Raw genomic sequence first — 3,662 nt, 5'->3', positions numbered from 1 at the left:
TTATACGGCTCTAAAATTAATTTTCTGAATAATTAGTATTTGTGAAAATTAAATTTATTTGATAGCTGTATAAAATTTACTAACACAACATTAAATAAATATATTTGAAACTATACATTAAATACATGGTGAGCAATCGTTGTAAAATTGCTGTCAAAGAAGAGTTAAAAAAGCTGAAACTCCATTTTGTGGTTGTTGATTTAGGAGAAGTCGAAATCATGGAAAACATATCTATGGAGCAAAGACAAATCTTAAAAGCTGCACTTCTTGATTCAGGACTTGAATTGATGGATGATAAAAAATCTATGTTGATAGAAAAAATAAAAAATGTCATTATCCAGATGGTACACCACTCAACGGAGGTCATTAAAATTAACTTTTCAGATTATTTAAGTCAGCAGTTAAACCATGATTACACCTATTTATCAAATTTATTTTCTGAGGTTCAAGGTACTACTATTGAACAATTTATTATTTCACATAAAACTGAGCGCATTAAAGAGCTTATAATTTACGGAGAATTAAACATTACTGAAATTGCTTGGAAAATGAATTACAGTAGTGTAGCCCATCTTTCGAGCCAGTTTAAAAAAGTGACAGGCTTATCTCCTTCACATTTTAAAAAATTAAAAGATAAAAGGAGAAGTCCAATTGAAGAAATTGGAAATCACAAAAACAACTTATAGATATGTATTACAAAAATGGAGAAATCCAGGAAAATAACGATGTTCAGTATAACCGAAATTTAATAGAGTCTATACTAGAGCCTATATTTATTGTAAACATACAAGGTGAAATTATTGATTTCAACAAAGCAACTTCATTAATTATTGGTAAAGAACGTGAAAATATACTGTATTCAAATTTTGAAGATTATTGTCATCCCGTTCAGCAAGTTCGAAATCTAATATCAATTGTTTGCCAAAAAGGATCATTATACGATCAAGCATTAGAGCTTAAAGATGAAGCTGGTAATTTAATACCCATCTTATGTAATGGAACACCTTTTAAAGATAACGAAGGAAATTTAATTGGTGTTATTTTTGTTGTTCGGGAAACCTCAAAACAAAAATGGTCTATTGAATTAGAGGAAGCGCATAAAGAAAAAGAAAAACAACAAGACCTTAATAAAGAACTTGAAAAACTCAATAACTCTGCAATTCTAGCATCTCAGTATACTTTGAGTTTAATTGAAGCCAGTCAAGATCCGCTAGTTACTTTGAACACCAAAGGTAAGATTACGGATATGAATCAGGCCTTGGTAAACAGTACTGGAATGTCAAGAGAAGAACTTACTGGATCTGATTTCTTTGATTATTTTACCGAAAAAAAGAATGCTCGTGAAGTTCATAAAGAAGTATTTGATAAAGGAAGCGTTTCTAATCTACCACTTACTATAAAGCACAGAAATGGAAAATTAACTGATGTACTTTGCAACGGTTCTGTATACAAAGATGCGCAAGGAGAAGTGGCTGGTGTAGTTATAGTAGCGAGAGATGTAACAGAACAAAAAAAAATAGCATCAGCCCTGATAGAAGCACGAGTATTTGCTGAATTAGCTACCGAAATTGCAGAAGAAGCTAAAAAAAATGCCGAAAGTGCAGCCATAATTGCTAAAAATGCAGTAAAAGCCAAACAGCAATTTTTGTCTAATATGAGTCACGAAATTAGGACTCCGATGAATGCTATTATTGGATTCACAAAAGTTGTTTTAAAAACCGATTTGACGGTAAAACAATTAGAATACATCAATGCTATAAAAATGAGTGGTGATGCATTAATCGTTTTGATTAATGATATCTTGGACCTTGCCAAGGTAGATTCTGGTAAAATGACTTTTGAGAAAAAACCTTTCAAATTGAATGCTTCGCTTGAATCTATGCTTCATTTATTTGAAAATAAAATTCAAGAAAAAAACTTAAAACTTATTAAAGAATACGATCCAAACATTCCAAAAGTTTTAGTGGGTGACCCTGTTCGTTTGCATCAAATTATTTTGAACCTCGTAAATAATGCAGTAAAGTTTACTCAAAAAGGTATCATCACCGTAGGTGCTCAACTAGTTTTTGAGGACGATGATCGCGTGGTTATTGAATTTTCTATTTCGGATACGGGAATAGGAATACCAGAGGACAAACTAAATCATATTTTTGAAAATTTTAATCAAGCCTCAAGTGGTACTTCAAGAATTTATGGTGGTACTGGATTAGGATTAGCCATTGTTAAACAGCTTGTTGAATTACAAGGAGGAAAAATTCGAGTAAAAAGCACTATAAAAAAGGGATCTAATTTTAGTTTTTCTTTAAGTTTTCAAAAGACAAATGCCAATGCTGCACTAGAAAATGATTTGCTAGAACTGGATTCAGAAATTAAGAACATAAAAGTTTTAGTGGTTGAAGACATTGCACTGAACCAATTGTTAATGAAAACTGTTCTAGATGATTTTGGTTTTGAACGTGATGTTGCAGAAAATGGAAAAATTGCAATTGAAATGTTAAAAGACAAAGCGTATGACATCATTTTAATGGACTTGCAAATGCCTGAAATGAATGGATTTGAAGCAACTGAATATATAAGAATTAAAATGCAGTCACAAATACCTATAATTGCACTAACTGCTGATGTAACAACAGTAGATTTAGATAAATGTAAAGCCGTAGGAATGAATGACTATCTAGCAAAACCCGTAGATGAAAGGTTGTTGTATAGTAAAATTGTTGGTATTCTTAAAAAACCTAAACTAGAAAAATTGTCAGCAAAATTGAATGAAAATATTGATACTACAGTAAAAAAAATAAGATGTATTGATCTTGTTTATTTAAATCAAAGAACAAAGTCTAATCCAGAGCTTATGATGGAGATGATTGATTTATATCTTGCTCAGACTCCCACATTAATAAATACGATTAAACAAAGTTTTGCAGAACAAAATTGGCAATTATTGGCTGCAGCAGCACATAAAATGATTCCTTCATTCTCTATTATGGGTATTAGTACTGACTTTGAGGATATCGCCAAAAGAATTCAGGAGTTTGCAAATTCACAAGAAAAATTAAATGAAATTGACGAATTAGTATTACAATTAGAAGAAATCTGTTTGCAAGCTTGTGGAGAATTAGAAGAAGAATTAAACATTATAAAAAATACAAAAAAGTGATAAACGAAAATAAAATTAAGATTTTTCTAGTAGATGATGATGCTTTTTTTTTAAAATCATTGGAAATTGAATTTAATCAAAACACAAATTTTGTAATAGAAACCTATCCTACTGGCGAAAAGTGTATAGAAAATTTAAATCATTTACCAGATTTAGTTATCCTTGATTTTCAACTAGATGGAATTGTAATTGGTGCTATGAACGGCTTGCAAACATTAGATAAAATAAAAGAATTAAATTCAAATATTCCTGTCATAATGCTTTCATCTCAGGATAAGATAGAAGTTGCAGTGCAATGCATGCATCACAAGGCATTTGATTATGTGGTAAAAAGTGAAACCGCTTTTTTACGATTAGAAAAAATAATTTCTACGATTTTTAAGTATCAAAAATTAGAAAAAGAACTTCAATGGTACATGGATAGAATGTAGATTTTTCTCTTCTATTATAGTACAGCTACGCTTTAGCTTTCAATTTTAAAAATATTTAAAATTGAAAGCTAAAG

3 protein-coding genes are annotated in these 3,662 nt (G+C 30.3%); all 3 read left to right on the top strand.

Annotation, left to right across the window (positions count from 1 at the left end):
* Positions 1–125 precede the first annotated feature (125 nt).
* The 3 genes from DNC80_RS15670 to DNC80_RS15660 are packed head-to-tail and all read left to right on the top strand — an operon-like array spanning position 126 to position 3,588.
* Positions 126–686: an AraC family transcriptional regulator gene (locus tag DNC80_RS15670; protein ID WP_144891114.1), complete on the top strand. Its 561-nt coding sequence runs from the start codon at positions 126–128 to the stop codon at positions 684–686.
* 2 nt (positions 687–688) lie between these two features.
* On the top strand, positions 689–3,157 hold the full coding sequence (locus DNC80_RS15665) for a PAS domain-containing hybrid sensor histidine kinase/response regulator (RefSeq protein WP_182652016.1): 2,469 nt from the start codon (positions 689–691) through the stop codon (positions 3,155–3,157).
* The gene (locus DNC80_RS15660; protein WP_144890635.1) at positions 3,154–3,588 is read left to right on the top strand and encodes a response regulator; all 435 of its coding nucleotides are present in this window, start codon (positions 3,154–3,156) and stop codon (positions 3,586–3,588) included. The genes DNC80_RS15665 and DNC80_RS15660 overlap by 4 nt, the downstream gene beginning before the upstream one ends.
* The last annotated feature ends 74 nt before the right edge of the window (positions 3,589–3,662 follow it).

Origin of the sequence: Flavobacterium sp. SOK18b, assembly GCF_014156605.1 — a bacterium.
In the GTDB taxonomy this organism is placed as follows: Bacteria; Bacteroidota; Bacteroidia; order Flavobacteriales; family Flavobacteriaceae; genus Flavobacterium; species Flavobacterium tiangeerense.
The sequence above is the reverse complement of the archived record's forward strand: the minus strand, read 5'-3'. Positions and strand labels throughout refer to the sequence as shown.